5 protein-coding genes are annotated in these 6,692 nt (G+C 47.7%); 4 read left to right on the top strand and 1 reads right to left on the bottom strand.

The window, feature by feature from the left end; translation table 11 throughout:
* The 3 genes from gwsS to VN105_RS27425 form a co-directional block, all read left to right on the top strand.
* A partial coding sequence (gwsS, locus tag VN105_RS27435) for a grasp-with-spasm system SPASM domain peptide maturase (RefSeq protein WP_325646281.1) occupies positions 1-636 on the top strand: 636 nt, incomplete at its 5' end.
* Between the two features lies 1 nt (position 637).
* Entirely contained in the window at positions 638-2,845 is a 2,208-nt protein-coding gene (locus tag VN105_RS27430; protein ID WP_325646279.1) for a peptidase domain-containing ABC transporter, read from the top strand.
* Entirely contained in the window at positions 2,835-4,139 is a 1,305-nt protein-coding gene (locus VN105_RS27425; protein ID WP_325646277.1) for an HlyD family secretion protein, read from the top strand. Before VN105_RS27430 ends, VN105_RS27425 begins: the two co-directional genes overlap by 11 nt.
* 2 nt (positions 4,140-4,141) lie before the next feature.
* Here the strand turns inward: VN105_RS27425 and VN105_RS27420 are convergent, their stop codons facing one another.
* A complete protein-coding gene (locus VN105_RS27420; RefSeq protein ID WP_325646275.1) occupies positions 4,142-5,782 on the bottom strand; it encodes a peptide MFS transporter in 1,641 nt (546 codons plus the stop codon).
* Between the two features lie 195 nt (positions 5,783-5,977).
* On the opposite strand from VN105_RS27420, the gene VN105_RS27415 reads away from it, so the two are divergent.
* Positions 5,978-6,692, top strand: a 715-nt coding sequence (locus tag VN105_RS27415) for a two-component regulator propeller domain-containing protein (RefSeq protein WP_325646273.1), incomplete at its 3' end; no start/stop codon positions are given.

Raw genomic sequence — 6,692 nt, 5'->3', positions numbered from 1 at the left:
GAGATATTCAACGGCACTACCCTGAAGTTCATCAAACTGGTGCTGCCCTTTGAAGAAACGCTGGACCTGCAGTCGCTCGATAAACTGGTAAAACAATATCCCCGTGTAAAATCTTTGCTGATACATTCTTCTCCGGTAGATAAGCTGGAGAAAATATTCGACGGTTCCGTACCGGTGGCATTCTTCAGCAGTAATATTAACTCCTGCCTGGCCTGTGGCGAAATCCGTTCTGATTATTTCATTGCAAATATGGAACTGTTCACCGAAAGCCAGCATTTTAACACCTGCCTGAACAGGAAACTGAGTATAAACGGGGACGGCTATATTAAAAACTGCCCTTCCTTACCGGAAAGCTTCGGCCATGTTACCACAACATCTGTACGGGAAGTATTGGAGAATAAAACGTTTCACCGGCATGGAAAGATCCGCAAGGATGAAATAACGGTTTGCAAAGATTGTGAGTTCCGTCATGTATGCACGGATTGCAGGGCCTACGTGGAAAACCCGCAGGATATTTATTCCCGGCCACTGAAATGCGGGTACGATCCGTACACCAATAGCTGGGAGAACTGGGCGGAGAATCCGCTGAAGCAATCTGCTATTGCCTGGTACGGGCTGGAAGAGATAATAAAATAATATGAAGCTGAAAGCATTCCCTTTTTATATGCAGCCGGACGGGAAGGATTGCGGTCCTACCTGTATAAAAATTATCAGTAAGCATTACGGCAGGCTAACAGAAATTGAAACGATCCGGTCGCTGGCGGAAACCACGCGGGAGGGGAGTTCTCTGCTTGGCCTGTCCACCGCTGCGGAGGGATTGGGTTTTAAGTCGCTGGCCGTGAAGATAGACTTCCGCACACTCGTGGAAGATGCGCCCATGCCCTGTATCTGCCATTGGGGGCAACAGCATTTCGTGGTGGTTTATAAAGTAAAGAAATCCGGCGAAGATACCATGGTGTATGTTTCCGATCCTGCCTACGGCCTTATTAAATATACACAGCAGGAGTTTATAGATGGCTGGATAGGACGGGGAAAGAATGAGCGGGATGAAGAAGGAATTGCTTTGCTGCTGGATCCCACCCCGGGGTTTTATGAAGCAGATGCCGCTGCACCGCGCAGCAGGAAGGATTTTTCTTTCCTGTTCGGTTATTTCTCCCGGTACAAAAAACTGATCGCCCAGCTGGCCATTGGTCTTTTGGCAGGAAGCGTACTGTCGCTTATTTTTCCCTTTCTTACACAAAGCATTGTAGACATCGGCATCCAGAACCACGACCTGGACTTTATTTACCTCGTGTTACTGGCACAGGTGATGTTGTTTATGGGCAGAATGGGAATAGATATTGTGCGCAGCTGGATCTTATTGCATCTTTCCAGCCGGATCAATATTTCTATTGTGTCCGACTTCTTCATAAAACTCATGAAATTACCGATCAGCTATTTTGATACCCGCATGACAGGCGATATTATGCAGCGCATTAATGATCACCAGCGGATAGAACAATTGCTGACAAATTCTTCCCTGAATACCCTCTTTTCTTTGGTAAACCTGGTTATTTTCAGCATAGTGCTGCTGCTGTACGATTACCGCTTATTCCTGATCTACCTGCTGGGCGCTGTTTTATCGGTGGGATGGATTTCTTTTTTTCTGAAGAAGAGAAAAGAGCTGGACTATAAACGTTTTTCGCAGTTATCCCAGGAGCAGAGTAAAGTGATTGAACTGGTGAACGGGATGCAGGAAATCAAAATGCATAATGCCGAAAAACAGATGCGCTGGGGATGGGAATTTATGCAGGTGAAACTGTTTAAGATCCAGATCAGGGCGTTGTCGCTGGAGCAGTGGCAAACTGTAGGCGCGAATTTTATTAACCAGGTGAAAGACATCTTCGTGAGTTTCCTGGCTGCCAAACTGGTGCTGGACGGCAATCTTACGCTGGGAATGATGCTCGCGGTGCAGTATATCATTGGTCAGCTGAACGGCCCGCTGATACAACTGATGGATTTTGTGAAGCAGCTGCAGGACGCAAAAATATCGCTGGAGCGGCTGGGGGAGATCCATGATAAAGAAGATGAAGAGCGCCCCGGTGTGCAAACTGCTTCGGAAATACCCGAACAGGACATCGTGCTGAACAATGTTTCCTTCCGGTATACAGGCGCCGGCGCACCGGTGTTTGAACACCTGAGCCTGCGCATCCCTCACCGCAAAACTACGGCTATTGTGGGCGCCAGCGGCAGCGGTAAAACCACGCTGTTAAAGCTGCTGATGAAATTCTATGAACCGGGCGAAGGAGAGGTTAAGATCGGGAATGTGCAGCTGCAGCATATTTCGGCGCGTTACTGGCGCGATCAGTGCGGTGTGGTAATGCAGGAGGGATATGTGTTCAACGATACCATCGCTAAAAACATCGCCGTAGGCGCAGATGATATTAACCGGCAGCAACTCCGGAAAGCCGTGGATGTGGCGTGTATCAAGGATTTCGTGGAAAGCCTGCCTTTAAGCTACAATTCAAAGATCGGTAATGAGGGAATCGGTATCAGCGGGGGACAGAAGCAGCGGCTTTTTATTGCCAGGGCAGTGTATAAATCGCCGGAATTTATATTTTTTGATGAAGCCACCAGCGCGCTGGACGCGAATACAGAAAAAGCCATCATGGGTAACCTGGAGCAGTTTCTGAAAGGGAAAACAGCTGTTATTATCGCTCACCGGTTATCGACCGTAAAAAATGCAGATAAGATCATTGTACTGGATAAAGGAAAAGTAGTGGAAGAAGGAAGTCATGATGAACTGGTATCACTCCGGAAGGAATATTACAGGCTGGTAAAAAATCAACTGGAACTTGGAAACTAAGAAAGATATAATAGACACTATTCACCTGCATTCGGAAGGTGTGCAGGACATTCTCACGCAACCGCCGCACTGGATGGTACGCTGGGGAAATACCACCATATTTCTCATACTCCTGCTCATTTTACTCATGAGTTATCTCATAAAGTACCCGGAGTTTATTCCTTCCACTGTTATTATCTCCTCCAGCAACCCGCCGGAGAAACTGGAAGCCAGAACCAATACCAGGGTAACGGAAATATTTGTAGAAGATCACCAGGCCGTGTCCAGGAACCAGGTGTTGATGGTATTGCAATCTACAGCTGATTACCGGGATGTGATCCGGTTGAGACGCATCATCGATTCGCTGGATAACAGGGAGCTGGCGCATTTCCCGCTTGGTGAAGTAGCGGGGTTTAAGCTGGGCGATATCCAGGTGGATTATAACGCCTTTGCCAAAGCCTTAACAGAAGAGCAGCTGTATGCCAGGCTGCAGCCTTATTCGCCGGACTATGCCGCAGCCAACAGGAGCCTGGCCGAATCGCGGAGCAGGATACGCAACCTGGAACAACAGAAAAGCCTGGAGCAAACAAAGTATGAGCTTTCCAAAAGGGAATTTGACAGGTACCAGGAGCTTTTTAAGGAAAAGGTGGTTTCCGCATCAGAACTAAACCTGGAAAAAATGAAATTTTTACAGGCGCAGCAGAACCTGGAAAACATCAATATTACGATATCGCAGCTCCAGGAAGGCATTCTTGGTATTGAGAAAACCAGGAGCGGCGTTACCATTAATGCGGAAAAAGACAAGATCAATTTATCTTCCCAAACCACCCAGCTTTTTGAGCAGTTGAGAAAGTCGCTCAACGCATGGGAACAAAACTACCTGCTTACATCGGCTGCCGACGGCGTAGTGAGCTTCCAGCAATTCCTGGGCAGGAACCAGTTCGTAAAAGCAGGCGATATCCTGATGTCTGTTATGCCTAACGACAGGGACATGCTCATTGGCCGGTTACAGATCCCCGCCACCAATTCCGGCAAAGTAAAGGAAGGACAGAAAGTATTGCTGAAGCTGGATAATTATCCTTACCAGGAATTTGGGATGGTGGAAGGCCGCGTAAAGAACATGGCCAATTCACCGGATAAAGATGGTAATTACTATGTGAACGTAATTCTTCCCAACGGCCTGCAAACCTCTTTTCATAAAACCCTTCCGTTTGATAAGGAATTAAAAGGCAATGCAGAAGTAGTGACGCAGGACCTGCGCTTACTGGAAAGATTTTTTTACCAGATGAGAAAATTACTGCGGTTTGAATCGTAGCATTATTTTACATACTCTTTGAAGATCCCGTTCAGCCAGCGCAGCATCATGAATATCACCAGGGCGGCGCCTCCAAGCAAAAGAAAATTGACCAGGAAATAATTCGCCTTGTTATCATAGGTATCCCATAAGGTGGCCAGGATGCCCGACAGTTTATTGCCGATAGACGTAGCCAGGAACCAGCCTCCCATCATCAGCGAGGTAATACGCGCAGGGCTGAGTTTTGACACCAGCGAGAGTCCCATCGGGCTCAGGAATAATTCCCCGACCGTAATGATGCCATAGCAGCCAACCAGCCACCAGGGCGACGCTTTCACAGCGCCATTGCTGCACGCATATACGGCCCCCACCATCATCAGCGTGGATACCGCCGAAATCATCAGTCCCCATGCTATTTTAGACGGGGTGGAAGGCTCGCGCTTCCGTTTCCGCAGCAAGGCAAAGAACACAACGATCAATGGTGTGAGTGTTATTACAAAGAAGGGGTTGATGGATTGAAACAACTCGGTATTATATAAGCTGATACTGCTTCCTTCTGCCGGCATCTTTTCCGGCGCCACATTCTTAAAATAGGGCGCCTTGTCCCATACTTTTTCCGGCTTGCCTGCCGGATCACGCACCACCCTGAACTCATCGTCGTAACGGGTTACTGAATCGGGCTTGTTCTGCACTGTTTCCACGAGGTAAAGACGCTGTGCCGGTTGTTCAATGGCAGCGGGGATCTCCCGGTCGGTATAATATTGCGCCCAGGTAGTAAGGGCGGTACCATTTTGTTTAAACACGGCCCAGAATACAATAGACACTGCAAAAATGGCCAGCAGCGCAGCTATCGGTTTACGGTCTTTTGCATCTGCCTTCAGCAGCAGCGACAGGAAAAAGAAGAGGATGGGAATACAGGCGAAGATGAAAGCGTCGGTAGAATCTGAGCCGAAGATGTTGCCGGGAATAAACCAGGCGCCCAGTCCTACTACAATGGCAGGAAGGAACACTACGGAGAAGATCCTGCTCAGCGGCATATCGCCTGGCTGTACCGGTTTACGTACATCCGCGTGCCGGTAGTGCTTCATTCCGATCACAAAGATCAGCACGCCCAGGAACATACCCACACCGGCAGCAATAAACGCCGCGCCCCAGCCAATGGTATTCCGGAGAAAGGCGGCAAAGAAGTTACAGATAAAAGCGCCCAGGTTAATACCCATGTAAAAGATATTATACCCGGTATCTTTCCGGCTGCGGTATTGTTCATCGTTATATACATTCCCCAGCAAAGTGGAGATATTAGGCTTAAAAAATCCATTCCCGACACAGATCAGGGCCAGCGACCCGTAAAAAACAGGGAGGTGGTGTACAGAGAGCCCTATATATCCTATACCCATAAGTATTCCTCCTATAATAACAGACTTGCTGTAACCCAGTTTTCGGTCGGCTATCAGTCCGCCGAGGAAAGGCGTGAGGTACACAAAGGCGATGAAAGTACCGAATATATCCGCCGCAGTGGCCCGATCCATGCCCCAGCCACCTTTTGATGTGTCTGTAAGATACAGCTGGAAAATACCAAGGATCAGGTAAAAGCCAAATCGTTCCCACATTTCAGAGAGGAAAAGGAATGGGAGTGCTGCCGGATGGTTACGCGAATGGTTCATAGTGGCAAAATAAGATATTTGTATGATTGGCATTGCCGGGAAGACAAATAAAAGTTTTATATCTTTACCCGATGTGATAAAAAAATATCACTGTTGAAGCTGTATTGTTGTGATGCTTTTATTTCCAAAATGAACCTTATTTTTTGTCTCAGCCTATCTTTGTTGGACTTCACGCCGGTAGTGCCCATTGCTCCAATGGACACCTCAGTACATTATACTGTCAGGCATTTTACGGATGAAGATGGTTTGCCGCAGAACAGCGTAAAAGGTATCGTTCCTGACAGGAATGGCTTTTTATGGTTGGCCACTGAAAATGGGTTAACAAGATTTGACGGCAATTACTTTCTCAATTTTAATACAGATAACCTGCCCGGTCTGAAAAGCAGCAGGATGGCCAGGATCTATCCCAATGATACCGCAATAGCAGTGGAAACAGATCTCGGCGAGGTCCTGACCGTTACAGAAAGTACGGTAAAGCATATAGGAAATCAGCTGCCGGGGTATAAATACCAGCAATATAAGGATACCTGCAATGATTACTATCCCATCAGGGGCTGGCCCGACGACCTGTTGGCACAGTTTGTCAAAATACGGCCGGTAGTGCTACCAAAGGATGAGGAAAGTTATTTTGCCACCTGGCATGATACTATCTCTCTGGTAAAACAGGGGAAGGTGGAGTACCGCATTATACAGCCTCAGCTGGACCCGTTGCGTTTGTTTGTTTGCAACAGCCGGCTTTTTTACCTTAACAGGGACGGACATATAACAGGGTGGGAGAAAGAGCGCCCGGTAAAAGTGCCGCTTATCGGGGATATATTGTCTGATCCCGCGTTTAATAAATGTAAGATGGAGCTGTTCTGGAATCTGGCGGCTCAACAGGTGTTTATTTATACGGATAGCAACTGCTATC

This window comes from Chitinophaga sp., assembly GCF_035564935.1.
Classification (GTDB): domain Bacteria; phylum Bacteroidota; class Bacteroidia; order Chitinophagales; family Chitinophagaceae; genus Chitinophaga.
This window is presented reverse-complemented; position numbering and strand designations above follow the sequence as displayed.